Annotated in this window: 21 protein-coding genes; 9 read left to right on the top strand and 12 right to left on the bottom strand. The window is 68.9% G+C overall.

All coding sequences use genetic code 11. The annotated features are described in order from the left end of the window. Positions 1-154: 154 nt before the first annotated feature. Positions 155-1240: a winged helix DNA-binding domain-containing protein gene (locus ACM6LR_RS25210; RefSeq protein WP_414944621.1), complete on the bottom strand. Its 1086-nt coding sequence runs from the start codon at positions 1238-1240 to the stop codon at positions 155-157. Continuing rightward, positions 1240-2376: an epoxide hydrolase family protein gene (locus ACM6LR_RS25215; RefSeq protein ID WP_414941007.1), complete on the bottom strand. Its 1137-nt coding sequence runs from the start codon at positions 2374-2376 to the stop codon at positions 1240-1242. The genes ACM6LR_RS25210 and ACM6LR_RS25215 overlap by 1 nt, the downstream gene beginning before the upstream one ends. A 62-nt stretch (positions 2377-2438) precedes the next feature. Between ACM6LR_RS25215 and ACM6LR_RS25220 the strand changes: the two genes are divergently transcribed. After that, on the top strand, positions 2439-3392 hold the full coding sequence (locus tag ACM6LR_RS25220) for a helix-turn-helix transcriptional regulator (RefSeq protein ID WP_414941005.1): 954 nt from the start codon (positions 2439-2441) through the stop codon (positions 3390-3392). Here ACM6LR_RS25220 and ACM6LR_RS25225 read toward each other — a convergent pair. Continuing rightward, complete coding sequence (locus ACM6LR_RS25225) at positions 3370-3831, bottom strand: GNAT family N-acetyltransferase (RefSeq protein WP_414941004.1); 462 nt, start codon at positions 3829-3831, stop codon at positions 3370-3372. The two genes, ACM6LR_RS25220 and ACM6LR_RS25225, sit on opposite strands and share 23 nt — an antisense overlap. Positions 3832-3931: 100 nt before the next feature. Here ACM6LR_RS25225 and ACM6LR_RS25230 point away from each other — a divergent pair, with 100 nt between their 5' ends. After that, positions 3932-4843, top strand: a complete 912-nt coding sequence (locus ACM6LR_RS25230) for an NADP-dependent oxidoreductase (RefSeq protein ID WP_414941003.1) — start codon at positions 3932-3934, stop codon at positions 4841-4843. A gap of 82 nt (positions 4844-4925) precedes the next feature. Beyond that, positions 4926-5822 carry a LysR family transcriptional regulator gene (locus ACM6LR_RS25235; protein ID WP_414941002.1) on the top strand — a complete coding sequence of 299 codons (897 nt, stop codon included), beginning with the start codon at positions 4926-4928 and terminating at the stop codon, positions 5820-5822. A gap of 4 nt (positions 5823-5826) precedes the next feature. Here the strand turns inward: ACM6LR_RS25235 and ACM6LR_RS25240 are convergent, their stop codons facing one another. From ACM6LR_RS25240 to pstC, 6 genes are all read right to left on the bottom strand, one after another. After that, a complete protein-coding gene (locus ACM6LR_RS25240; protein WP_414941001.1) occupies positions 5827-6570 on the bottom strand; it encodes an SDR family oxidoreductase in 744 nt (247 codons plus the stop codon). A gap of 8 nt (positions 6571-6578) precedes the next feature. Next, positions 6579-7346, bottom strand: coding sequence for an oxidoreductase (locus tag ACM6LR_RS25245; RefSeq protein WP_414941000.1), 768 nt, complete (start codon positions 7344-7346; stop codon positions 6579-6581). A 176-nt stretch (positions 7347-7522) separates the two neighbouring features. After that, positions 7523-9061: a substrate-binding domain-containing protein gene (locus ACM6LR_RS25250; RefSeq protein WP_414940998.1), complete on the bottom strand. Its 1539-nt coding sequence runs from the start codon at positions 9059-9061 to the stop codon at positions 7523-7525. Continuing rightward, positions 9058-9858, bottom strand: a complete 801-nt coding sequence (locus ACM6LR_RS25255; protein ID WP_414941190.1) for a phosphate ABC transporter ATP-binding protein — start codon at positions 9856-9858, stop codon at positions 9058-9060. The genes ACM6LR_RS25250 and ACM6LR_RS25255 overlap by 4 nt, the downstream gene beginning before the upstream one ends. Positions 9859-9899: 41 nt before the next feature. Continuing rightward, on the bottom strand, positions 9900-11036 hold the full coding sequence (gene pstA / locus ACM6LR_RS25260; RefSeq protein ID WP_414944622.1) for a phosphate ABC transporter permease PstA: 1137 nt from the start codon (positions 11034-11036) through the stop codon (positions 9900-9902). After that, positions 11033-12022 carry a phosphate ABC transporter permease subunit PstC gene (pstC, locus tag ACM6LR_RS25265; RefSeq protein WP_414940996.1) on the bottom strand — a complete coding sequence of 330 codons (990 nt, stop codon included), beginning with the start codon at positions 12020-12022 and terminating at the stop codon, positions 11033-11035. Before pstC ends, pstA begins: the two co-directional genes overlap by 4 nt. 217 nt (positions 12023-12239) lie before the next feature. On the opposite strand from pstC, the gene ACM6LR_RS25270 reads away from it, so the two are divergent. The 3 genes from ACM6LR_RS25270 to ACM6LR_RS25280 all read left to right on the top strand — a co-directional run bounded on the left by ACM6LR_RS25270 (position 12240) and on the right by ACM6LR_RS25280 (position 17637). Next, complete coding sequence (locus ACM6LR_RS25270; RefSeq protein WP_414940995.1) at positions 12240-14600, top strand: hypothetical protein; 2361 nt, start codon at positions 12240-12242, stop codon at positions 14598-14600. Continuing rightward, positions 14597-15511, top strand: coding sequence for a sortase (locus tag ACM6LR_RS25275; RefSeq protein ID WP_414940994.1), 915 nt, complete (start codon positions 14597-14599; stop codon positions 15509-15511). The genes ACM6LR_RS25270 and ACM6LR_RS25275 overlap by 4 nt, the downstream gene beginning before the upstream one ends. 230 nt (positions 15512-15741) lie before the next feature. Next, complete coding sequence (locus ACM6LR_RS25280; protein WP_414944623.1) at positions 15742-17637, top strand: S8 family peptidase; 1896 nt, start codon at positions 15742-15744, stop codon at positions 17635-17637. A gap of 70 nt (positions 17638-17707) precedes the next feature. Here the strand turns inward: ACM6LR_RS25280 and ACM6LR_RS25285 are convergent, their stop codons facing one another. Beyond that, positions 17708-18808, bottom strand: coding sequence for a substrate-binding domain-containing protein (locus tag ACM6LR_RS25285; protein WP_414940991.1), 1101 nt, complete (start codon positions 18806-18808; stop codon positions 17708-17710). Between the two features lie 156 nt (positions 18809-18964). Next, positions 18965-19372, bottom strand: coding sequence for a DUF1508 domain-containing protein (locus tag ACM6LR_RS25290; RefSeq protein WP_414944624.1), 408 nt, complete (start codon positions 19370-19372; stop codon positions 18965-18967). Positions 19373-19593: 221 nt separating this feature from the next. On the opposite strand from ACM6LR_RS25290, the gene ACM6LR_RS25295 reads away from it, so the two are divergent. Further along, the gene (locus ACM6LR_RS25295) at positions 19594-20334 is read left to right on the top strand and encodes an SDR family oxidoreductase (protein ID WP_414940989.1); all 741 of its coding nucleotides are present in this window, start codon (positions 19594-19596) and stop codon (positions 20332-20334) included. An 87-nt stretch (positions 20335-20421) separates the two neighbouring features. Here the strand turns inward: ACM6LR_RS25295 and ACM6LR_RS25300 are convergent, their stop codons facing one another. After that, positions 20422-21459: an SDR family oxidoreductase gene (locus ACM6LR_RS25300; RefSeq protein WP_414944625.1), complete on the bottom strand. Its 1038-nt coding sequence runs from the start codon at positions 21457-21459 to the stop codon at positions 20422-20424. Positions 21460-21530: 71 nt separating this feature from the next. Between ACM6LR_RS25300 and ACM6LR_RS25305 the strand changes: the two genes are divergently transcribed. Continuing rightward, positions 21531-22430 carry a LysR family transcriptional regulator gene (locus ACM6LR_RS25305; protein WP_414940987.1) on the top strand — a complete coding sequence of 300 codons (900 nt, stop codon included), beginning with the start codon at positions 21531-21533 and terminating at the stop codon, positions 22428-22430. Between the two features lie 99 nt (positions 22431-22529). After that, positions 22530-22976: a hypothetical protein gene (locus tag ACM6LR_RS25310; protein ID WP_414940986.1), complete on the top strand. Its 447-nt coding sequence runs from the start codon at positions 22530-22532 to the stop codon at positions 22974-22976. The last annotated feature ends 19 nt before the right edge of the window (positions 22977-22995 follow it).

Here is a 22995-nt window from a genome sequence, read left to right on the forward strand (position 1 = left end):
GCATGACCGCCGCCACCGCGATGACCGCGAGCGCGCTCAGCCCCGCCAGCACCGTCATGAATCCGTAGTTCTTGCCCATGGCCCGCTCCCTTCAGGCTCTTGAGGCAATGCTTCGCCCGAACGCCACCACTCGTTACGGCAAAAGGCCGGACCGTTACCCGTCGATGCCGAAACGTACGTCATGGCTCTCGCCCGGCACCACGAATTCCAGTAGGTGTGTGCCTTCCTCGGCGATCAAATCCTGATCTCGCAACGGTTTCCGCGATTCGATCGTCAGAGTCGCCTCTTTGATCGCCCAAACGGCCAGGAAATCGCCATCGACGAGCAGGGTGCCCCGGCGGCCACCGTTACCCGGTGGCAACGGCACGCGGCGGCCGTCGGGGATCACCCGCGCGCGATCGGCGTGGGAAAGCAGGACGTTGTCGTACTCGGGCAGGAACCGGGGTGGAGCGGGGGTCTCCGGATCGGGTCGTGGAGCGTCCGGGACGTCGAACAGTTCCTTCCCCTCGGCGTCGGTGAAAGTGCGCAGCCGCGGCCGGAGCCGTTCGAAGACCTCCTTGAGTTTGGTCAGCCCCGACCAGATCCGCGCGTCCCGGACGGTCGCCGGGCCGAACGCCGTGAGGTAGCGCAGCACCAGGTCGTCGAGGGAGACGCCGTCCGTGATCGGCTCGCCGATCCAGTCTTCGAGCAGGGAGAACGCGACCGGGCCGCGCTGTCCCCACAGGCCACGCGGTGTCACGTGCGCCAGCGGAAGGAGGCTGTTGACCGCGTAGGCGAGGACGGCGGGATCGGCGTCGGGCCACCGGTCCGCCAGGGCCGTCCGGATCTCGGGGCGGGTGTGGGGCCGCTCGGCCAGTAGCCGCCGCCCCGCTTCGGCGATCGCGGCCAGGTCGAGCCCGGCGACCTCCCGCGAGTAGTGGCCGAGGAAACCGCGCTCGACCACCGGTTTGATGGTGGGCCACAGTGCGAGGCCGTCTTCGGCCGTCACCAGGTGCACGGTTCCCCGCATCAACGTCGACCGGACGACCTCGCGGGCGACCAGCGGCTTCGCCAGGTCGTCCACCCGGAAGTCCCGCAGCCGCGACCACAGTCCCACATAGGACGAGTCGGGCGCCTGCGCCTGGAGGCCGGCCAGGTGCTCGATCGCGGCGACGGCGGGCAGGTCGGAGCGATCCAGCAGGAGCTGCCGGGCCAGGGTCGCGCGGTTGAGCGCACGCGGGCTCAGCGTCTCCGTCGCCATCAGCGGTGCCCGCGAAAGAAGGTGCGGAGGTCTTCGGTGAGCAGCTCGGGGACCTCCATCGCCGGGAAATGGCCACCGGTGTCGTACTCGGACCAGTGATCCAGCGGACCGTCCTGGAGGCTCCGGATCGTGGTGTCCGCGGCGAAGACGGCGATGCCGCGTGGCGGTCCGGTTGGCGCCTCGCCGCCGTCGTCCCAGCCACCTTGGGACAGCTGCCGATAGACCTCCATGCCCTCGTACGTGGCGTGCGCGGAGGAGGCGCCCGCGCCGGTGAACCAGAACAGGCTGACCAAGGCCAGCAGGTGATCGCGATCGACGGCGTCGTCCGGCAGTTCCTTGGCCGGATCGGTCCACTCGGCGAACTTCTCCACGATCCACGCGAGCTGGCCGGTGGGGGAATCGTTCAGCGAATAGGCCAGCGTCTGCGGTCGCGTCGCCTGGAGGTGCAGGTACCCGAGGCCGTTGGTTTGGAACTTGTTGAAGCGCTCGCCGCGTTCGCGGTCCTTCTCCGCGAGGCCGTCCAGGTCGACGCCCTCGCCGAACGGCATGCCGGCGCTGGTGCCGGTGAGGTGCACGCCGGTCACCCGATGCGGGGCGATCATCGACAGGATGCCCGCGACCCCGGCGCCGGCATCGGTGCCGTGGACGCCGAAGCGTTCGTAACCGAGGCGATCCATCAGCGTGGTCCACGCCTGGGCGACGCGGAACAGGTTGCCCCAGCCGGGTCCCCGCACCGGCGTCGAGAAGCCGTAGCCGGGCAGCGACGGGATGACCAGGTGGAACTCGGTGCTCAGCTCGTCGATGACGTTCCGGAATTCGAACGGCGAACTCGGCCAGCCGTGCGTGAGGAGCACCGGCAGCGCGTCCGGGGCGGTCGAGCGGACGTGCAGGAAGTGGACGGTCTGGCCGTCGATCTCGGTGGTGAACTGCGGGAACTCGTTCAACTCCGCCTCTTGGGCACGCCAGTCGAAGCCGTCGGCCCAGTACTCGGCCAGCCCCCTGAGGTAGGCGACCGGGGCGCCACGGCTCCAGTCGCCGGTGACCTCGTGCGGCCAGCGGGTGCGGCTCAGGCGGTCCTTGAGGTCGTCCAGATCGGCCTGGTCGATCGCGATGCGGAAGGGCTTGATCTCGGTCATGAGAGTTAAGCTAGAACCCATCGCGGAAAGGTTCGTTCCGCAATGGCGGACAAGGTGAACTCATGGCGGAAACTTCGGCGAGGCTCCTGCGGCTCCTGTCCTTGTTGCAGGCGAGACGGAACTGGACGGGACCGGAACTGGCGGACCGGCTCGGCGTCACGACCAGGACCATCCGGAACGACGTCGAGCGGCTGCGCGGCCTGGGCTACCCGGTCGACGCCACGCCCGGCGTTTCCGGTGGCTACAGCCTGGGCGCGGGCGCGGCGATGCCGCCGTTGCTGCTCGACGACGAGGAGGCCGTCGCGGTGGCGATGGGCCTGCGTACGGCCGCGGGCGGGACCATCGCGGGGATCGAGGAGACATCAGTGCGCGCCCTGGCGAAACTGGAGCAAGTGCTGCCTTCGCGGCTGCGGCGCCGCGTCGAGGCACTGAATTCCGCGACGCTCGCGGTGCAGGGCGGCGGCCCCACGGTCGATTCCGAGGTGCTCACGGTCATCGCCGACGCCTGCCGTGACCGCGAGACCCTGCGGTTCGATTACCTGGGCCACAACGGATCCGAGACGCGGAGGCAGGTCGAACCGCATCGCGTCGTGCACCTGAGCCGCCGGTGGTACCTCGTCGGCTGGGACGCGGACAAGCAGGACTGGCGCACCTTCCGCGCGGACCGGATGCGGCCACGTACTCCCAACGGGCGACGCTTCGAGCAGCGTGAACCACCCGAAGGCGGTGTAGTCGCTTACCTTCAGCGTGGTGTGGGCGCGGCGCTGTGGCGGCACCACGCGACGATCCGGCTGCACGTCCCGGCCGCCGAAGCCGCCGCCAAGGTGCCGCCCGCCGTCGTGGTCGAAGCCGTCGACGACGAGACCTGCCTGCTCAAGGCGGGTGCGGACACGCTGGAGTACCTGGCGCTCTATCTGGGCTTGCTCGACGCCGACTTCGAGCTGGTCGACTCTCCGGAATTCGCCGGGCACCTGCGCAAACTGATCGGCCGGTTCAGTCGCGCGGTGGACGCTTGACGTCGAAGACCAGTTCCGGTCGCTCCCAAGTGATCTTCGGCGGCTGGGGCGAGACGATACCGACGCGGCGCGCGCCCATCCGCTCGTAGAAACCGGTGGACGGCGGGTGGGAAACGACCCGGATCTCGGACATGCCGAGGTCCGCGGCCTGCCCGAGCATATGCTCGACCAGCCAGGCGCCGATGCCGGTGCCCTGGGCGGAATCGGCGACGAACAGCAGGTCCAGCTCGGCCGGATACTCGATGAGGCTGTAGAAGCCGACCACCTCGCGCTGCGCGTGGGCGACGAACGCGGGGTGGGTGGCGAGGTAGTCCTCGGTGATCCGGTACCCCTCGAGAATTCGCGCGTACTCCCCTTGGTAGGCATCGGATTCGTGCATCAGCGTGGTCAACCGGCCTGCGTCGGAAGCGTTTGCCCTGGAGATGCGGTAGCTCGTCACGTCGGCAGCTTAGAACGTCACACCGACAACTCTTGACCTCCAGTTAGCCAGAGGTATCAGGCTGGGTCCCGACAGCTGGGGAACGAAGTGGAGGGACAAGATGAAAGCGGCCGCGTTCACGGAAGCCGGTGGCCCGGAGGTACTTCGGGTACTGGAGCTGGAGGAGCCGCACGCCGGGGCGGGGGAGGTCCGGGTGCGGGTGAAGGCGGCGGGAGTGCAGCCGTACGACGCGGCCGTGCGGGCGGGCTGGGAACCCGCCGGGCTCGAGCTGCGTTGGCCGCGTGTCCCGGGGAACGAATTCGCCGGGGTCGTCGACGAGGCCGGTTCCGGGGTTACCGGCCTCGTCGCGGGGACCGAGGTGCTCGGTTTCACCGCTGTGCGGGCTTACGCCGAGTACGTCGTGGTGCCCGCGGAGAACGTCACGCCGAAGCCGCCGGAGATGCCGTGGGAGGTCGCGGGCGGCTTCACCGCGGGGACGCAGACGGCGTACCTGGCGTTGGACGCCCTGCGGATCGCCCACGGCGAGACACTGCTGATCCACGGTGCGGCCGGCGCGGTGGGCACGGCCGCCGTCCAGCTCGCCGTGCTGCGCGGTGCGCGGGTGATCGGGACGGCGAGTGAGGCGAACCAGGACTACGTCCGTTCGCTCGGCGCCGAACCGCTGGTCTACGGCGATGGCCTCGCCGAGCGGGTGCGTGCTCTCGCGCCGTCCGGTGTCGACGCGGCGCTGGACGGGGCGGGCGGGGTCGCGTTCGACCTCTCGCTGGAGCTGGTCGGGAACCCGGACCGCGTGCTCACCCTGGTCGATCACGCCCGTGCGCCCGAGGCCGGGGCGCGAGTGGTCACGGGGACGCGGTCGGCCGAACGGCTGGGGATGCTGGCGTCGTTGTACGCCAAGGGGGAGCTGCGGTTCTTGGTGCGGCGGACGTATCCGTTCGGCGAGGCCGCCGCGGCGCATCGGGAGATCGAGACGGGGCACGGCCGGGGGAAGATCGTGCTGACGTTCCCGTAGGGGTGAGGCAGGGCGCGGCGGCGCGGGAGGAAGCCGCCGCGCCTTTTGTCTACGATGACAACGATGGCAGGGAGGGAACCCGATGAGTCTTCGCCAGTACGAGTACGCCCTGGCCGTCGCCGAAGAGGGTTCGGTGACGGCGGCCGCCGAGCGGCTGCACGTCGCCCAGCCGTCGGTGTCCCAGCAGATCCGCGGCCTGGAACGGGAACTCGGCGTGAAACTGTTCGCCCGCACCCCGACCGGACTGGTGCCCACCGTGGTCGGCCGCGCGTTCCTGCGTGAGGCCGAGGTCGCGGTGAGGGCGTCGCGGCGGGCGCGGGCGACCGCGCGGGCCGGTGCCGAAGACCTGGTGGGCGAGCTGGTGGTCACGGTGCAGATGGGCTTCGGCACCCGGCAGCTGCCGGGTGCGCTGAGTGCGCTGCGCCGCCGCTTCCCGAGGCTGGAGGTCACCCTCTTCGAGGAGCCGAGCGCCGCCGAAATGGAGCGGCTGTCGCGCAAGGGCGTCCTGGACCTCGCCCTGATGGCGGCGTGCGAGCAGAGCCCCGAAGACGCCCACCACCTCGGCCACGAAGAGTTCGTCGTGGTGCTGGGCGCCGGGCACCGGCTGCTCACCGCGGACCGGGTCGAGCTGCGCGAGCTGGCGGGCGAGCCGTGGGTGCGGTTCGACCGCGACAGCGCGCTCGACAACGTGCTGCTGTCCGTCCTGCCGGACGGCGGGCCCGCCCTGACCACGGCCGCCCGCGTGTCCCAGACGGCGACGGCCGCGCGCTGGGCAGCCCACGGGCTTGGGGTGACCCTGGTCCCGGCCTCCGCCGTGCCTCACGACCAGGAACACCTCGTGCGCCCGGTGTTCCCGGCCGTGTCCCAGCCCGTGATCGCCGTGCTCCGGCCCGGCGCGGGCCCGGCGGAGACCGCCCTGCTCGAACTCCTTTGTCAGGAGATCTGGCACGAATCCGGTTCCCTCTCAAGGGTTTCCTGATCGCTCAGAGCTGCGTGGCGCCGCCGTCCACGACGAGCTCGACGCCGGTGCTGTAGGTGGCGTCGAAGGCGAGGAACGCGGCCGCCCTGGCGATCTCGCCGGGGGTGCCGAAACGCCGCATGGGGTTGTCCGCGACCAGGCCCGCCTTGAACCGCTCGAACTCCTCCTCGGGCATCCCCTCCAGCACGATTCCCGTGTCGATGGGGCCGGGACTGACCGCGTTGACCCGGATCCCGCGCGGCAGCAGTTCGGTGCCGAGGGTGCGCGCCATCGACCGCATCGCCGCCTTACCCGCCGCGTAAGCACTGGTCTCCGGCATGCCGATGGCGTTCGCGACCGACGTCGTGAGGACGACACCGGCGCCCGTGCTCAGCAGCGGGGCGAGCTTCTGCACGGTGAAGTAGGCACCCTTGACGTTGACCGCGAACAGCTCGTCGTACACCTCCTCGGTCATCGACTCGAAGGGCATCGCGCGGGCGATCCCCGCGTTGACGAACAAGGCCTCGACCGTGCCGAGTTCGCCCTTCACGCGGTCGGCCAGCGCGTCCAGGTCGAAGAGTGACGCCACATCGCCTCGGACCGCTACCGCGTTCTCGCCGAGCCTTTCGCGAGCTTGGTCGAGCGTTGTCTGGGAACGACCGGTGATCACCACCCGAGCGCCGCGGTCGATCAGCAGTTTCGCCACGGCGAAACCCATTCCGCTGCCGCCGCCGGTGATCACCGCGTTCTTTCCGCTGTATTCGTTCATGATTCGCCTCAGCCCCGGGGGAATTCGCCACCGTCGACGATGATCGTGCTCGCGGTCAGCCAGCTCGCCCGCTCGGACACGAGGAACGACACCGTGTCGGCGATGTCGCCGGGCAGGCCGTCGCGCCCCAAGGGCACGGCGGGGATGTCGCTCTGGTCCGGCGTCCCGCCCATGCCCGCCCACTGCTCCCGCGTCGCTTCGCCACCGGGAGTGGCCGTCCGGCCGGGGGACACGGTGTTGACCCGGATCCCGAACGGAGCCAGCTCCAGCGCCAGTCCCCGGCTGTAGTTCTCCAGTGCCGCCTTCGCCGCGGTGTAGTGCAGGAACGGCCCGACCGGGGTGAGGACCGCGGCCGAGGAGACGTGCACGATCGCCCCCGAACGCCGGTCCCGCATTCCCGGCACCAGCAAGGAGTCCAACCGCACCGACGCCAGATAGTTCAGATCCAGCGCGTCCTGCCACTCCTCGTCGGGGATGGCCGAGCTGCCCTGGTGCGGTCGTGCCCCGCCCGCGTTGTGGACCAGGACGTCCACCCCGCCGAGCACCTCCCGGGCGGCCTCGGCGAGCGCCTCCGCTCCGGCCTTCGTCCGTACGTCGGCCGCCACGAAGGAAGCCCCCTCCGGCACCGTGTCCGTCGCCGACCTGGCGGACGTGAGCACCTCGGCGCCCGCGTCGAGGAGCTGGCGCACGATGGCCGCCCCGATCCCGCGGGAGCCACCCGTGACCAGGGCCCGCTTTCCGGCGAGTTCCCGTGTTCCGTTTTCGGGCGTGGTCATACCAGTGTTCCTTTCGATCCCAAGAATTGTCCGCTCGATGGAAAAAGCGTATGTCCGGGGAAGAACGAAAGGCAAAGACGAAATGTCAGTGGCCCCCATAGGGGATTCCTATGGCGGCGGTTGTGGCGGGACTCACGGCTCCACTGGGCAGTCGCGAGGCTAACCGTCTTTACCACTTACGATCCGCGCGCCTTCCGGATCACCCCGCGCACCACCAAAGGCGCCACGATCGCCACCAACAGGACCAGCGCCGCCCAGCCCCCGAAACCGCCGAAACCGCCGTCGTCGTAAGCCGCCGGAGAGGCCTCTCTCCAGTTCTTCGAACCGCCGCCCGCGGACTCCTCGTCCGGACCGGCCGCCGTCGTCGCGGTCTTGTCGCCGCTGGCCGGGCCCGCGCTCGGGGCTGCCGACGGACCCGCGGCCGCGCCAGGGCCCGTCTTGGGTTTGCCGTCCGGGTTGATGATCCCGGCGGCCACCAGCGGGTCGGGCGGGCTGGCGGCGCCGTCACCGAGGCTGCCGTGGAAGGTCGGGTTCCCGCAGTTGCCCGGGTTCAGCTGTTTCGCCGGTCGCCCGGTGAGCCGCGCGTTGGCGTTCATGATCTCCTGCGACAGGTTCGGCGGCAGCGGCGAATAGCCGATCCGGGCCATGTTGACCTGGCCGTCGCAGGCGACGTGTTCGAGGAACGCGGTGATCGTGTCGGTCTTGCCCTGGTCGCCGTAGCCGCCGCGGCAGGTGTCACGGCCGCTGGTGCACGGCATCATCACGTACGAGTACGCCGAGATGGGGTACGACTTCGGATCGGTGTTCGAGTAGACCTTGTCCAGTTTCTGGCTCAGGTCCTGGCGGAGTTCCGCGTGCTTCAGTGCGGCCGCGATGTTCTCCGCATAGGGTTGCGTGTACTGGCCGGCCCCGTTCTGCACCCACGCCGTCGGCACCTTGTACAGCTGCGCGTAGGCGAATTCGTCGTAGGCGATCGAGAACGGGATGGTCGCTTGGTCGATCGCCTTGGCGATCTGGTCCGAGTCCGCGAGCAGCCGGTACCACTCGGCGTCCGGTCCTTGCCCGGGAAGCTGGATGGGGCGCACGCCGTCGGGCAGGTTGCCCATGCCGTTGCCGACGTTGCGGGAAACGAATCGCTGGTAGGCGTCGGGGGCGGCGTGGGCGATGAAGTCGTAGAACAACGCCGTCGTTCCCGATTGGCCGGTCCGGCCGACCAGGGTGATGGGCTGATCCGGCAAGGCCTTCCCGCCGTTGGTCGCGGTGATGGCCGGGTCGCTCCAGCGGGTGACGTCCCGGCTGAAGATCCGGCCGATCACCTCCCGGCTGAGGTGCAGGTAGTCGACGCGCTTGCCGCCGAGATCGTTGACGTTGTACATCAGGGCGATCGCACCGGCGACATCTGGTACGTACTGGTAGCCGCGGGTTTGCGCGGACAACCCGCCACCGCCCGCCGCGATGAGCGAGGAGACCTCGGCCTCGGTTCCGGCGAAGTCGACTGTCCGGTCGCCGAACTGGTTGACCCCGGCGGGTGAGTTGTTGGCCGAGTAGTTGACCGGGATACCGCGCGACGTCGCACCGTTCTGCCAGTCGTTCATCGCCGGACCGACGTAGCTGGACCCGGAGCCGGTGATCCTGGTGAGCGCCGCGGCGCCGGGAGTGATCACCAGCGACAGCAACACCGTGACCCCGCCCAGCGCGGCCAGCCTGCGGATCATCCGAATCGCCCGTTCACGTAGTCGTGGGTGCGTTCGTCCGACGGCGCGTTGAAGATGGTGTCCGTCGGGCCGTGCTCGATCACCCGGCCGGGTTCGTTCTCGGCCGCGAGGAAGAACGCGCAGTGGTCCGAAACCCGTTGGGCCTGCTGCATGTTGTGCGTGACGATCACGACCGTCACCTCATGCCCGATCTCGGCGATGGTCTGCTCGATCCGCCGGGTCGACGTCGGGTCGAGCGCGGAGCACGGCTCGTCCATCAGCAGCACGTTCGGCTGCACGGCCAGCGATCGCGCGATGCAGAGCCGCTGCTGCTGACCGCCGGACAGCGCGCCGCCGGGCGAACTCAGCCGGTCACGAACCTCGCGCCACAACCCGGCCCGTTCGAGGCTCTGCTCGACCAGCGCGTCCTTGTCCCCGCATTTGACGCCGGCGAGTTTCAGCCCGGCCAGCACGTTGTCGCGAATGGACATCGCCGGGAACGGGTTCGGCTTCTGGAACACCATGCCGATCCGCAGCCGGACCTGCTGCGGGCGCGTTCCGTCGGCGTAGATGTCCTTGCCGTCCAACAGGACCTCACCGGTCAGCGACGCCGACGGCACGAGTTCGTGCATGCGGTTGAGGATGCGCAGGAAGGTCGACTTGCCGCAGCCGGACGGACCGATCAGCGCGGTCACCTCCCGGGCGGGCATCCGCAGCGACACCCCTTCGAGGACCAGGCGGTCACCGAACCAGGCGCCGATTTCACGCGACTCGAGTTCCGCCGCGCCGGGCGGCGGCCCGCCGGTCAGCTCGACCAGCGGGCGCGCCGGACTGTCCACGTAGGACACTTCAGTGTCGGTCACCGGTTCTCCTGTGTCTTGACGGTAATTCTTTTCGCCTTGCGCATCGACCGGTCGCGGCCCACCACCCTGGCGATCGCGAACAGGCCGAAGATGAGCAGGATCAGCACGAGCGCGCCGACGTAACCGCGCTGCTGGACGTTCTCCAGCGGTTGCTTGATGAACCGGTAGATGAACAGCGGGATGCTCTCCTGCGGATCGGAGAACGGGTTGGCGTTCATCCCGAGCGTGCCGAACGAGGTGAACAGCAGCGGCGCGGTCTCGCCTGCCACCCGGGCGATCCCGAGGATCACGGCGGTCGTCACCCCGGTCCGCGCGGTAGGCAGTACCACGGACCAGACCGTGCGCGCCCGGCTCGCGCCGAGCGCCAAGGAAGCCTCGCGCAGGCCGTCCGGGACGAGGCGGAGCACCACGTCCACCGTGCGGGTCACGGTCGGCAGCATCACCATCGTCAAGGCCAGCGTGGCCATCAAGCCGTTGTAGCTGAACAGACCCACGCCGGCCTGGATGCCGGGGATGATGAGGGCCGCGTAGACGAACAGACCGGCCACAATGGATGGCAGCCCGCTCATCGCGTCGACCATGATCCGGACCGGACGGCGGAACCTGGATCGGGTTTCGTTCAGGAAGACGGCGGTGAGCACGCCCAGCGGGACGACGAGGACCAGCGTCAGCGCGGTCTGCTGCAGGGTTCCCACGATCGCGTGCAGGCCGCCGGTGTCGGTCACCGGATCGGTCGGCGCGACCGTGGACATGTCGTGGGTGAAGAAACTCCAGCGCAGGTAGGGCGCGCCTTCGACGACGATGTAGATCAGCAGCGACAGCAGCGGGGCGAGCAGGACGAGCGCGCCGGTGACGACGACGGTGGACACGAGCCGGTCCGACGCGGCGAGCCTGTCCAGCCGGTCGCGGGTCACCAGATAGAGCATCGCCAGGTAGAGCAGGTACGCGACGATCAGGTCGGCCAGCCAGCCGGGGGAATCCAGCAGCAGGTGCATGACGAACCAGGTGAGCAGCGTGGCCGACACGGCGCAGCCGAGCGCGGCGAGACGGTCCTGCCTGGTGGTTTCCGACGGACGGCGTCTGACGAGCTTGCGCGGCGCCGGGGTGACCGGGGGAGTCATGGTCGCCCTCATGCGTCCACCCCCGCGCCCGAGCGGCTCCTGGAGATGATCACCGACGCGGTGAAGTTCGTCGCCAGGGTGAAGACGAACAGCACCAGGCCCGCGGCCATCAGGCCGGACAGCGCGAGCCCGGACGCACCGGAGTTGTTGGCGATGAACCCGGAGATCGTCGCGCCGCCGAATTGCAGGACGTGCTTCGTGATTTCCGGAACCTGCGGCAGCAGCAGGGAAACGGCGATCGTTTCGCCGAGCGCGCGACCGAGTCCGAGCATCGAACCACCGATGATGCCACCCCGGCCGAAGGGCAACATCACCGTTTTGACCATTCCCCAGCGTGTACTTCCCAGTGCGAGCGCCGCCTCCTTCTCACCGGGTGGCGTCTGCGCGAACACCTCCCGGATCACCGACGTCGTGATCGGGAGCACCATCAGCGAGACCACCAGGCCCGCGATGAACATCGACTGGATGTAAAGCGCGTTCTCCTTGGCCGAGAACAGCGGGAACCAGCCGAGGTTTTCGGTGAGCCACAGCGAGATCGGCACGATCTGCGGTCCGAGGAAGGCGAAGCCCCACAGGCCGTACAGCAGACTCGGGATCGCGGCGAGCAGGTCGACCAGTCCGGTCAGGAACCCGCGGATCCTCCCACTGGAGTACTCGGTGATGAACAGCGCGGCCAGGATGCTCAGCGGTACCGCGATCAGGACCGCGATCAGTGCGACCACGATGGTCCCGTAGAGCACGCCGAGCACGCCGAGGACGCCCGAGGCCGGGTCGAACCGGATCGTGGTGAAGAACCCGAAACCACTGGTGTCGAAGGCGGACCCGGACCGGTAGACGAGGAAGAAGCCGATGACCACGAGAATCGCCAGCATGGTCAGCCCGGCGCCGGTGGTTACCCGGCGGAACACACGGTCCGCCCGTGAGAGGACTTCGGTGAGCACGCGCCGCACCGGTGCTCCCGGTGGGGACGGATCGGGCCGGGGTGGCGCGATGGTCACGAGCGGCCTTCCTTCGTGTTGGCAGGTAAAGGAGTTCAGGGCACACCACGTCGCCCCTCGATGCGGCCAGTATGTGGTGCCCGCGTCCGGGAAAGGTGTCCACGCGGAGAACGCCCGACGGGGCGTTTGTGAATCAGTGCGGCGGACGGTCCGAGCCGGTTGACCCCCGACGGGTGGCTCGGGGACTTTGGGTCTCGTGAAACTTGGGGAGTCGTCCGTGTTCCTGGTCCGCGCAAGACGCGTCGGTATCGTGCTGATCTGCGGGATACTGGCGGTCGCGGGTGTGTCGGTTCCCGCCGCGCAGGCACAGGCGCCCGCCGACCCGCCGTACCGACTCAAAACCGAACCCGCCGATCTCTCGGCTGTCCAGAACGGCGACCCGGTGCGGATCACCCTTTCCGGTTTGCCCAAGGGAGCGAGGGCGAAACTCGTCATCTGTCCGAAGGATGTGCCGGACAACCTGGTGAAAAGGGCCTTCGTGCCGCCGTGGCCGAAAGACAGCACACTTCTCACCAGGGTGCAGGCTTATTGCCAAGACGAATTCGGTGACGAATTCGCCGGCAAGAACGCGGGTATGCAGTCGATGGAAAGGGTGCGGAGCAGCACGACCGGCGACATCGTTTTCGACACCACGATCCCGCGCGGTACCTTGCGACCGCATCCCGTGTCCTGGGATCCGCTCTACACCACCTACGAAAAAGCGGTGAATCCCGGGGACAGGTTCCCCAAGGTCCCGTGGGCGGACAACCCCGCGGTCGTCGATCCGGCGACCGGCGCGAAGACCAGGAGGCAGTTCTCCTTCACCTGTGACGAGAACAATCCCTGCAGCGTCACGATCCAGATCACCGCGCAGGACGCCACGGGCAAGCCGGTGACCTGGGTCGACGACTCGATCAAGTTCACCCCGTACCTGCCGGGTATCGGAGTCAAGGGCTGCAAGGGGATCGGCAGGCATACGCTCAACGCCAGCATGCCGGAGCGGCTCGGGCGGGCCGCGGTCGCCTGGAACCAGGCGTTGTGCGCTCCCACCCAGGCCGACCAGCCCGCCAACATCGTGAGTGAGACCGAAGACACCGGGCTGACCGCGTTCGACAAGGGTGCTTCCGATCTCATGATCACCGGAAGCGGGAACGCGCTGGCCGCCCAGACCGTCCGGTCGAGGGAGTACGTCCCGGTCGGGGTCAACGCGGCGGTGATCGCCGCGGTCGGCTGGTCTCCGACCGATGTCGATGACGACGGAAACCCTCTCGGTTCGAAGCTCACCAGCACGACGTCGTTCACCAACGACGAACTGGCGAACATGTTCACCAAGGGCGGCCAGAACCCCGACGCCGCCGGTCGGGGCGGCATCTTCAAGAACGGTGCCCCGCTGGTCGACCGCAATGCCGGGCTTTCGGCCATCAAGGATGGCCAGCCCGCCGGGGTGGTCGCGGCGAACCGCCGGTCCGGTTACAACGGAAGCGCCGACTTCTTCGGGGTGACCGGGGAGTCGGGACCGGGGACGATCCCGTTCGCCCTGAGCAAGGTCCTCGCCGGGACCGCGCCGGAGGCCTGGGTCTTCCCGGTGCTGGGCTCGGACTACTTCGGTGACCTGGACGGGAAGTCCCCCGGTGTGATCGCCGATCTGAGCGCGCTCGATCCCGGCAAGTCGCAGGTGCACAACGTCGATGCGAAGACGGGTCAACTGTCGGTGCGCAAGACCGTGGACAACGCCGTCGCCGGGCGGGGAAGCGATTGCGACGGCGGCTGTGTGAACTGGGTGATCACCGATCTCGCCACGGCGACCGTCAACCGCTGGACACCGGTGGCGCTCCCTGACGGCAAGGGGAACTTCGTCGCGCCGACCGAGCAGAGCCTTCAGCTGGCGGCCGACACGATGAAGATCGGCCCCGACGGAACGGCCGAGGTCGGCACCGTGACCAAGGACGGCGCGTACCCGCTCACCTTCGTCGAATATTTGGCCGCCCCGGTCAATCCGCTGATCGACGCGACCTGCAAGCCGATGACGGAGAAGCAGGACCAGTTGAAGTCGTTCGTCAACCTCGCGGCCGGTTACGGGCAGGCGCTTCTTCCTCCCGGTCTGGCCCGGTTGAGCCCGGGTCTGGCCGCCACCGCCGCCGCGCGCGTCGCCAAGATCGGCACCGGTACGGCCGAAAAGGCCTGCCAGGAGAAGGAAGAGGCGAAGAACCCGCCACAGCCGGGAGCCACCGGCGCGACGCCGGCTGTCAACTTCTTGCCGAACAATCCCTCCGGTGGTCCCGGTTCGACCGCCGAGACGCCGGCCGCGGCCGCCACCGGACCCGTTCCCGCCGCCGCGCCGACTCCGGAAAGCGTCGCCGCGGCGAAGAATCTCGCCGACTCCATCGACATCCCGAAGTTCGCGGGGGCTGGGGCGCTGGGTGCCCTCATTCCCTTGGTGGCCTTGGTGATCCTGGCGACGCTCCCGTCCGCGACGGCGTACCTCGCGGCCGGGCGACCGGTGCCGACGTGGCTGACCAGGGCGCTGGCCGAGATCGGCGCCGCGTTCGCCATGCTGTTCGGCCTCTTGCGGGGCAAGCGGTCCGGCGGCGTCGCGTGAGCACTTCCGTAAAAGACCGGCAGACGGCGCCGGAAGACGTCGAGGAGGAGCACTTCCTGCGGTTCGGTCCCGGCTGGATCGGCGCGGTCGTCTTCGCCTGGCTGGTCACCACCCTGGTGGCACTGGCCTTGGTCGTCTACGCGCTCGGCCCGATGCTGCAGTCGAGTGACCAGCGGAAGGCGCTGACCGGGATCCGCGGCGAGATGGATGTGGCGCTGGGCGCCAGCCAGAGCCTGTTCGGTGCCGCCCCGCCCGCCAAACCGGTCGAGTTCGGCAAGCCGGTCGCGGTCATGGAGATTCCTGTCCTGAAGGTGCAGCAGGTCGTCATCGAGGGCGCGTCGAGCGGCGAGACCGCTTCCGGTCCCGGCCACGTGCCGGGGACGGCCGGGCTGGGGCAGCCGGGCAACGCCGTGATCGCCGGTCGCAACGCCGGTTTCGGCGGCCCGTTCGGTTCGCTCGACACCCTGGAGAAGGGTGACGAGATCGTCGTCGCGACGACGCAGGGCAAGTCCGTCTACCTGGTGACGGACACGGCCACTCGACCCCTCGACGAGGGGGCCGACTACGGCAAGACCGAAAACGACCGGCTGACGCTGGTGACGTCGGCGTCGTGGTGGCCACTGGCCTCGGAAGAGGCGACCGTGGTGACCGCCGTCCTGGAGGGGAGGCCGTTCAAGCCGACCCCGCAGAACGGCAGGGCGGACGCGCGGGACGGCCGGACCGGTGACGGCGACGCGTGGGCCGGGCTGGTGCTGGCCTTCGGCGGATTCGTGGCGGCGGCGGCCGGGGCGACTTTCCTTTATCGCCGTTGGCGTCCGGTTTCGACCTATGTCATCACCGGACCAGTCCTGCTCACGCTGGGCGCGCTCGCGGCCTTGGCGCTTTGGCGACTGTTTCCGGCCTGGGCTTGATCCGGGATTTCGGTCTTTTCGGGCCGGACTCGTTCCCAGGATGTGGATCTTCACCCGTTCCCGACTTTGGTCGGTGGACTCCTCACTGACAGCTCTTTAGATTCTCCCCATTACACCCGGTCAGGGGTAACTCATTCGGGCAACCGGAGGAATTCTTCTGACGGAGTGTCACGCCATCAGCGTGCTTTGAGCCGGAGCGCGACTGGATTGCTGAACACAGGGAGAGTTCGATGAGCAGATTCAGCCGAGTGGTCACATGCTCGGTTCCGGTCGCGGTCGGTGCGTTGCTGCTGTCGACCGCGGTTTCCGGTGCCCAGCCGTCGGAGGAGGCCCGCACCCAGGCCGGGATCACCGCACTGCAGAGCATCAAGCGGAGCCTCACCCCGGCTGAGCGGAAGCAGTCGAGCCAGCTCGTCATCGAAAAGCGCCTTCGCGCGGACAAGGGCCTGGCCGGCAAACTTCCCGAGTACCGGACCGGGCTGGGCGTGAGCAACGCCGGCACCGTCGCGGTGGACATCAAGGGCACCGGCCAGTCGCTCGTGAACGCTGTCAAGGCGGCCGGCGGCACCGTGCGCTACGCCTCGCCCGCCGGCGCTGTCCGGGCCGACCTCCCGCTGAACGCCGTCGACACGATCGCCGGCCGCGGCGACGTCGCCGAGGTCAAGGCCGCTTCCCAGGCGATGACCTGGAACGAGTCCGCGCCGCAGGACCGCCGTCAGGCCCCCGCCGCCAACGCGGCCGCCGCGCCGCAGGTCGCCGAGGGCGACAAGGCACACGGCTCCGACACCGCCCGCACCAAGTACGGCGTGACCGGCGCGGGCCAGAAGGTCTGCGTGCTCTCGGACGGCATCAAGTCGCTCCAGGCGTCCCAGACCGCCGGTGAGCTCCCGGCCGTCGACGTCCTCCCCGGCCAGGCGGGCAGCGGAGACGAGGGCACCGCGATGCTGGAGATCATCCACGACATGGCGCCCGGCGCCGCGCTCGGTTTCGCGACCGCGTTCACCAGCGAGCAGAGCTTCGCCGACAACATCCGCGCGCTGCGCACCACCGGCAAATGCACGATCATCGTCGACGACGTCTCCTACTTCGACGAGTCGCCGTTCCAGGACGGCCCGGTCGCGAAGGCCGTCAACGACGTGACCGCCGCGGGCGCGCTCTACTTCTCCTCAGCGGGGAACTCGGGCAACCTCACCGACGGCACCAGCGGCTACTACGAAGGCGACTTCCGCGGCTCCAGCACCAAAGTCTCCGGGATCACCGGTACGCCGCACGACTTCGACCCGAGCGGCACGACCCAGCTCTACAACGCGCTTTCGCCCGGCTCGCTCGGCCGTTACGTCACCCTGTTCTGGTCCGACCCGTGGGGCAAGGCCACCAGCGACTACGACCTGTTCGTCCTGAACTCGTCCGGTTCGGTCGTCGCCTCCAGCGAGGGCTCGCAGAACGGCACGCAGAACCCGTACGAGATCGCCCAGGTCCCGGCCACCGGCTCGGGCTTCAAGGTCGCCGTGGTCAAGTACAGCGGCGCCGACCGGTTCATCGCGCTCAACGTGATCCGTGGCCGCTTCGTCGCCTCGGGTTCGCTGAAAGCCTTCAGCACGAACGGCGTCACTTCCGGTCACTCGGCCGCGGTCAACGCCTTCAGTGTCGCGGCCGCCCCGGCCGCCGGTGCCTTCGGCCGCGCGCTCGAGACCGGTGACCCGGCGAACCCGACCGGCCCGTTCCCCGGCCTGTTCACCGGCGCCAGCAAAGGGGAGCGGTTCACTTCGGACGGTCTGCGCCACCAGTTCTACCACCCGGACGGTTCGGTGATCACCCCCGGCAACGTGTCCTCGACCGGTGGTGCGACGCGGAACAAGCCGGACATCACCGCGGCCGACGGGGTGGCGACCTCGGTGAGCGGCTTCCAGCCGTTCTTCGGGACCTCCGCCGCCGCGCCGGGTGCCGCGGCCATCGCGGCGCTGCTGCTGCAGGGCAAGCCGACCGCCACCCCGGCGCAGATCCGGACGGCGCTGACGTCGTCCGCGATCGACCTCGGTGCCCCGGGCTTCGACCCGGTGACCGGTGCCGGCGTGATCATGACCGGTCCGGCGCTCGACGCGCTGGGCGTCGCCCCGAAGAATTAGCACGACAGCGAGAAGAACGGCCCGGTGTGCGAGAGCACGCCGGGCCGTTCTCGTTGTCATTTCAGCACAGTCAGGACTTGACGCAGGACAGGCCGTTCGGGCCCGAGACGGTCAGGAAGCCGTACTGCTTGATCTTGGCGGCGTACGCGCCACCGCACAGGCGGCTGGCGGTCGAGGCCGAGTCGCCGTTGTCGAAACCGACGGCGCGCTTGGCCTGGTCGTAGCTCGGGGTGCGGCTGTCGACCACGTTGAAAACGCTGCGCGAGCCCAGGAACGCCGTGGTGAACGCCGGGGTGTAGTTGCCGGCGGAACCGGCGACCGGGGAGCCGTTGAAACCGGCGCCGGTCAGCGGGTTGACGGTGAAGCCCGCACGCTTGTCCGGGGTCACCGCGTTGCCCTGCGCGATCCACTGCGCGATGGAGAACGGCGCGATCGCCCGGGAGCGGTCGGCGGCGGCGATGGAGTTGCCGTCGTGCTCCTGGAAACGCTTGATGGTGACCGGCTTGGTGGTCGGGTCGAAGCCGAGGACGGTGCCGGTGAAGAAGCTCAGCGTGCCGGAACCGGTCTGCGGGAGGTAGACGACGATGGCGGCATTGGCGCCACCGACCTGGTTCCAGTTGGTGATGGAACCGCTGTAGATGCCGCGCAGCTGCGCCAGCGTCAATGACAGGCCCGCACCCGAACCGGTGGCCGAGGAGGCCCAGGTGACACCGTCGGTGGCGAACGCGTAGAACTCGAAGGTCGACGGGTCGGACGAGCTACGCGCCGAGGACGACCGCGCAATGTCGATCTTGCCGTTGAGCGCCTCGGCCGAAGCCTTCAGCGCGGCCTTGCCCTGCGAGGAACCGTTCGGGGCCGGGTTGCTCGTGCTGTAGACGACCTGGTCGGCGAACGGGTCGGCCGGAACGGTGAACGTCTGGGTGCCGGAAAGCAGCGGCGGCACGTTGACGTAGTTGTCGGGGTCGGTGTTCCAGGCCGCCTTGGACGCCGCGGTGTTGGCGTCGGCGAGGATCGCGCCGGTGATGTCGGTGGTGGTGTCCGAGCCTGCCGCGGCGATGACCTCTTCGAGGCCGTTGGCCGGGGCGACCGCCGAGGCGGTGCCGGTCAGGGTGAGGCAGGCACACGCGGCGATCGCGGTGGCGCCGAGAAACCGAGTGGTACGAGCACGCATCTTGTTTGCACTCTTTCTCTAGTCCCCAAGTCGTCACGGGATTCCGTGACTTGCCGCAATCCTCGCTCCGTAACACTGTCCTGCGACGGTGCTTCGCGTTCCCGCCCGACGTCTTGGTGGTTAATCTCCAGGGAACGCACTTTCCGTGATGGGCCGTCACGGAAAACGATTCGGTGAATTTCCGGCGGAATTGCGGCGGTATTTCCGGCGCCAATCGGCTATGGTCTCGATCCCTTCACCGATCGCCGCCTCGGCGGTGGCGGACCGGAAACGGTCGAGCCCGCGCTGCGCCTCGATACGTCGCCCGTACGCGTGGCTGGCGATCGCCACGATCCGGTTGTCCGTATGCAGGCGCCAGCGCCAGCGACCTCCGCTGAGATGACTGAAATCGCTGGTCAGCTCGACTATGTGCGTGCTGAGCCAGGTGATCGCGACAAGGCATTCCTCGGCCCGCGGATAGTCGGCGGGGGCCGAGCCCAACGACACGTTGTTGCCGCCGAGCAGACGCCATCGGATGGTCTCTTCGCCGGTCTGGACCAGCTGAAAGCGTGGATTCTTCTTCACCGTTCACCGCTCCGGCGACGATGTGAACGGTGTGAATTCCCCCTGGGCACGTCTGTAAAATCGCCCCGACGCGGTGAAGGGGTTACCGTTTTTCATGAAGGCGCGACGGCCGCCGGGTGAACGTTTTATCCCGGCGGGCGCCCGCTAGCCTGAACGGACGCGGGTAATCGGAAAACAAGCACCGAGCCGGATCGGTCCGGTACGGTCTGCGAGGAGGATCGATGGGCAACGGCAAGACCGCGGTCGTCACCGGGGCGGGCTCCGGACTCGGCCGGGAGATCTCCCGCGCGCTACTCGGCGCGGGCTACCGGGTCGCGCTCGCGGGCCGCCGCGCGGACGCGCTGGCCGAGACCGCCGATGGGGACGCGGGAGCGCTTCCCGTGCCCACCGATGTCGCCGATCCCGATTCCGTCGCCGCGTTGTTCGAGGCGGTGCGCGCGGAGTGGGGACGGCTGGATCTCCTGGTGAACAACGCGGGCGTGTCGGTGGGCGGGACGGTCGACGAACTGTCCTTCGCGGACTGGAAACGCGTCGTCGACACCAACCTGACCGGAATGTTCCTGTGCGCGCAGCAGGCCGTACGGCTGATGAAGACGCAGGAACCGCGCGGCGGCCGGATCGTCAACAACGGTTCGATCTCCGCGCACGCCCCGCGTCCGGCGAGCATCGCCTACACCGCGACGAAACACGCGGTCACCGGGCTGACGAAGTCGATCTCCCTCGACGGCCGGGCCTGGAATGTCGCTTGTGGACAGATCGACATCGGCAACGCGGCCACCGAGATGACGCTGCGGATGGCCGGCGGCGTCCCGCAGGCCGATGGCGGCGTCAGAACCGAGCCGACCTTCGACGCCCGGCACGTCGCGGACGCCGTGCTGTACATGGCCGGGCTGCCGCTGGACGCGAACGTCCAGTTCCTGACCATCACGGCGACCACGATGCCGTACCTCGGGCGGGGCTGAAGGGGACTTTCCCCTCGTCTCACGCGGTGAAGGGCGCTTTCATCGCATCGCATGCGGGGAAAGTCCCCTTCAGCTCAGCCCTCGAAATCACGGGATCACCTTCGCCTTCCGGAACTCGTCGAACAGCCGGAAGAACATCGCCGACGTCTCGGCGTATTCGTGGAAACCGGCCCTCCGGGCCTTCGAACCGTCCGCGAACATGTCGTAGTCCCAGCCGAACACGAAGTCGGCGAAGCCCCACGACGACGAAACTGCGCCGTACGGCACCTCCAGCCCGTACTTCGCGGCGATGGCGGTCCAGAGTTCTTCCTTGTCCGCCATGACGACGCCCAGCGACATCGGCAGCGGCGGCGCGACCTCCAGGCCGAAGTACGCGGCGATCCGAGGCCAGAGTTCGCTCCACCGGAACAGATCACCGTTCGCGATGTTGTACGCCTCGTTCGTCGAGCCGGTCGCCGCCCAGGTCGTGGCCTTCGCCAGCAGCCCGGCGTCGGTCATCTCCAAGAGACTGTCGTACGCGCCGGGTTTGCCGGGGAAGCGCAGCGGCAGGCCGAGTTCCTTCGAGATCGACGCGTAGACGGCGATGGCCAGCGCGAGGTTCATCGGGTTGCCCAGCGCGGTACCGCCGACCACCGACGGCCGGATCGCCGACCACGTCCAGGTCTTCCCGTCTTGCCGCCGCTCCAGGAATTGCTGTTGGTCCACGTTGAACTCGGGCGGCATGTGCCCGGCGTCGGATTCGCGCGCCGGGGTCTTGAACGGGCCGAGGTGGGCGCCGTAGACCTTGTAGCCCTGCATGAGGCTGATGTGGCGCAGACCGGGCGCGGCCCGCTCGATCGCGTCGACGAGATTGGTCAGCATCGCCAGGTTCGGCGGGACCAACTCGGCCCAGGTCGGCTTGTCGACATAAGCCGCGTAGAACACGTGCGTGACGTCGTCCAGGTCGCCGAGCTTCGCCAGGGTGCCTTCCGCGTCGAGCAGGTCGACGGCGATCTGGCCGGGGCCGCCGCGCCGCGACAGGCCGATGACCCGCCAGTCGGACTGGGTCTCCAGGTGCTCGATCAGGTTCTTGCCGATGACCCCGTTGGCTCCGGCGACCAGTGCGACCTTGCGTTCTTCGTTCATGTCATCGAGCCTGGACTCGCCAGGAGGATAAGTCCAAGGCATAGATATCACCGCTTCGATAAACTCTCTTTATGACCAGCTTGCGGCAGCTCGAGTACCTGGTGACCGTCGTCGACACCGGCTCCTTCACCCGGGCCGCGGAGTTGCTGCACGTGACGCAGCCCGCGCTGTCGCATCAGGTGCGGGCGCTGGAGAAGGGTGTCGGCGGCCCGCTGCTCGAACGCCTGCCGCGCGGTGTCCGGCTCACGCCGATGGGACGCGCCATGCTGCCGCACGCCCGCGCCACCCTCGCCGACGCCGATCGCGCGCGGTGCGCGGCCCGGCAGGCGTCCGGGCTGCAAGCCGGGGAACTGCAGATCGCCACGGTCTACTCGGTCGGTCTCGGTGTCCTGCCCTCGGCGTTGCGGGTGTGGCGCAGGGAGCGGCCGGACGTCGACGTCCGGCTGGTGGAGTTCCGGCACGCGGACGAACTCCGGGACGCCATGGCGGCGGGGGAGGCCGATGTCGCGGTCGGCCCGGTCCCGTCGGGCTGGGTAGGGCCGGTACGCGAACTCGGCACCGAGGAGTTCGTCGTCGTCCTGCCGATCGACGGACCGCGTGAGGACGACGGCACCGGCGTCGTCGACCTCGCGACCCTCGCCGACTGCGCTTGGGTGCACTACGCGCCGGGCAACGGCCTGGCCGACCTCGTCGACCAGGCCTGCGCCGCGGCGGGATTCCAGCCGAGGGCCGCGGTCCGGACCGAACAGACCGCGGCGGCCCCGGTCCTCGCGGCGGCGGGTCTCGGTCCGGCGCTGGTCCCGGCCAACGTGCTGCCCCCAGGCTTCCACGGTCGCGTCCTGCGGCCCGAACCGGCGATCCGGCGCACACTGGCCGCCTACTGCCGGAGCGCGCCCGACCCGCTGACCTCGGCGTTCATCGACGTCGTCGCCGGGAAGTGCACGCTCGGGCCGGCACACGGAACCCGCTGACAGGTCCACATCTCCGAACCTCGTCGCCTCGTGGGCGCCCTACCGGCACCAGGGTCATGCCTATCTCCCGAAGCTCACCGTCTGAGCGAAGATGTCCCCATGCTCACTGTGGGGAAGACGCTGGTCGTGGCCGCGGTCGTGCTGACCGCGGCCTGTGACCCGGCACCGCCGGAAGAACCGGAAGAAAAAGCCGCCGTCCACACCGATCCGGCGCCGGTCGCCGAGGAGTTCCCGGAGGTCGGCGAGATCGTCGAGGCGTCCTGGGTCGAGGAGAGGGTGGGCGTCTCCGAAGGCCGTATCGAGGCGCCTGGTCCGACCGATCTCCGATTGTCCGCTGTGGTGCAGCTGCGTCTCGAAGCCGTGTCGAAGGTGATGAGCGGCAAGGAATGCCACGCCGGTGCCCCGGCTGTACCGGAGTCGCTGGAGGCACTCCTTCCCACTGGCGTGGCGTGGCTCTCCTGCGAGCTTCCCGCGACCGGCAAGGCACGGACCGCGTTCGTGGCCGCCGGTTCCGAGCGGGCCTTCCTGACTTACACGACGATGTAGCGAAGTCGTGCGGAACCGT

The sequence above is a fragment of the Amycolatopsis sp. cmx-11-32 genome, from assembly GCF_047608695.1.
Taxonomy (GTDB): domain Bacteria; phylum Actinomycetota; class Actinomycetes; order Mycobacteriales; family Pseudonocardiaceae; genus Amycolatopsis.

What these genes read in the sequence shown, in the direction of transcription:
- ACM6LR_RS25295 (WP_414940989.1), top strand. Translation starts at nt 19,594, where the DNA reads ATGGGCAACGGCAAGACCGCGGTCGTCACCGGGGCGGGCTCCGGACTC.
- ACM6LR_RS25280 (WP_414944623.1), top strand. Translation starts at nt 15,742, where the DNA reads ATGAGCAGATTCAGCCGAGTGGTCACATGCTCGGTTCCGGTCGCGGTC.
- ACM6LR_RS25310 (WP_414940986.1), top strand. Translation starts at nt 22,530, where the DNA reads ATGCTCACTGTGGGGAAGACGCTGGTCGTGGCCGCGGTCGTGCTGACC.
- ACM6LR_RS25285 (WP_414940991.1), bottom strand. Translation starts at nt 18,808, where the DNA reads ATGCGTGCTCGTACCACTCGGTTTCTCGGCGCCACCGCGATCGCCGCG.
- ACM6LR_RS25220 (WP_414941005.1), top strand. Translation starts at nt 2,439, where the DNA reads ATGGCGGAAACTTCGGCGAGGCTCCTGCGGCTCCTGTCCTTGTTGCAG.
- ACM6LR_RS25245 (WP_414941000.1), bottom strand. Translation starts at nt 7,346, where the DNA reads ATGACCACGCCCGAAAACGGAACACGGGAACTCGCCGGAAAGCGGGCC.
- ACM6LR_RS25240 (WP_414941001.1), bottom strand. Translation starts at nt 6,570, where the DNA reads ATGAACGAATACAGCGGAAAGAACGCGGTGATCACCGGCGGCGGCAGC.
- ACM6LR_RS25235 (WP_414941002.1), top strand. Translation starts at nt 4,926, where the DNA reads ATGAGTCTTCGCCAGTACGAGTACGCCCTGGCCGTCGCCGAAGAGGGT.
- ACM6LR_RS25215 (WP_414941007.1), bottom strand. Translation starts at nt 2,376, where the DNA reads ATGACCGAGATCAAGCCCTTCCGCATCGCGATCGACCAGGCCGATCTG.
- ACM6LR_RS25250 (WP_414940998.1), bottom strand. Translation starts at nt 9,061, where the DNA reads ATGATCCGCAGGCTGGCCGCGCTGGGCGGGGTCACGGTGTTGCTGTCG.
- ACM6LR_RS25230 (WP_414941003.1), top strand. Translation starts at nt 3,932, where the DNA reads ATGAAAGCGGCCGCGTTCACGGAAGCCGGTGGCCCGGAGGTACTTCGG.
- pstA (WP_414944622.1), bottom strand. Translation starts at nt 11,036, where the DNA reads ATGAGGGCGACCATGACTCCCCCGGTCACCCCGGCGCCGCGCAAGCTC.
- ACM6LR_RS25300 (WP_414944625.1), bottom strand. Translation starts at nt 21,459, where the DNA reads ATGAACGAAGAACGCAAGGTCGCACTGGTCGCCGGAGCCAACGGGGTC.
- ACM6LR_RS25210 (WP_414944621.1), bottom strand. Translation starts at nt 1,240, where the DNA reads ATGGCGACGGAGACGCTGAGCCCGCGTGCGCTCAACCGCGCGACCCTG.
- ACM6LR_RS25305 (WP_414940987.1), top strand. Translation starts at nt 21,531, where the DNA reads ATGACCAGCTTGCGGCAGCTCGAGTACCTGGTGACCGTCGTCGACACC.